Here is a 1,102-nt window from a genome sequence, read left to right on the forward strand (position 1 = left end):
TAGATAGATAGATAGATAGATGAGTTGTTTTGTTTTCGGTTTAGAAGGTGTAAACAAAGGTGCCAGCCGTTGACGTCACTTCAATTTCTTTCACGTTATCGACGGTGCAGTTGTTGCTGTATCCCGTATAGGTTTCACCGAACTTCAATGAAACGTTTCTAGATAGCTCTGAGGCCGTACCAGCAGGAATACGACAATTACCTCGGTTAATCACAACGTCGGTGATGACGGTGTTGTTGGTGATGGCTTGTAGGTCAAAGACTAAGCTTCCCCAGTGAGAGTTGGTGGAGATCGATACTTCTATATCCGCAACGACTTCAGGAGACTCTTCCTGCTCAGTGCATCCTGTTGCTCCAATAAACAGGGCCATCGTGACTGCGTATCGAACCGATTGGTTTAGTCGATGTTTTAGTTTGGTCATGGGTTTACTCTCCTCATTGGTGAGTGAAATTCTGGGTAGCCTGTTCCTTCGTGAGTCAGCATGAACTGCTCAACATTGAAGTCAGAGGGATAGGTAAATGAAAATGTCGATACACTGGCCTCATCGATGAGTGGTAAGGCCATTGTGTGTATTGGATGTTGGACGGATACCCGAAAGAGCAGCAAGAGCGCGTCGCACTGAACCGAGAGTCCCAGTGGTTCAATGAGCGTTTGCTCTTGCTGCAAAGCTTGGCTAGAGACCTTTAGCATTCGGTTGTTAAGTAATGCTTCATGAACTGACCCTAAGACTTGTTGCTGCTTGTTACTCCAGCTTCTCGTATTAGGTAGGTTGAGGTGTACTTTGCTTAGCCAAAGTCGTTCTTTTGAAATGGCTGAAGCCTTATCTAGTAAGGGTTTGTCTCTCTCCGAGGGCCGACCCTGTCCATAATTCAGTGCATCAGGAATAAGCGGTTGTAAGTACTTGTTGGTCAGTTGCCAATAGAGCATTTCTTGCTTATTGAACGTCAGCAACTGCTCGGATGTTTTTCGGTAAACATGGGGCATGCTCATCGAATCACATTCCACGTTAAACACCTCCACAATGACTTCATCGAGGTAGCGTTTGATACTGCGCGTGGTGCGGTGGATATCGATTAGGGCCAACTGCTGCTGCAACTCCCTA

The 1,102-nt window shown here is 46.3% G+C and carries 2 protein-coding genes; both read right to left on the reverse strand.

Translation table 11 applies throughout. From position 1 onward, the window contains the following. Positions 1-40: 40 nt before the first annotated feature. Complete coding sequence (locus tag BCT49_RS05350; RefSeq protein ID WP_198595821.1) at positions 41-370, reverse strand: hypothetical protein; 330 nt, start codon at positions 368-370, stop codon at positions 41-43. 47 nt (positions 371-417) lie between these two features. Continuing rightward, the coding region (locus tag BCT49_RS05355; protein WP_102434437.1) for a transcriptional regulator at positions 418-1,102 on the reverse strand (685 nt) is incomplete at its 5' end.

Source organism: Vibrio lentus, from assembly GCF_002875945.1.
GTDB lineage: Bacteria > Pseudomonadota > Gammaproteobacteria > Enterobacterales > Vibrionaceae > Vibrio > Vibrio apostichopi.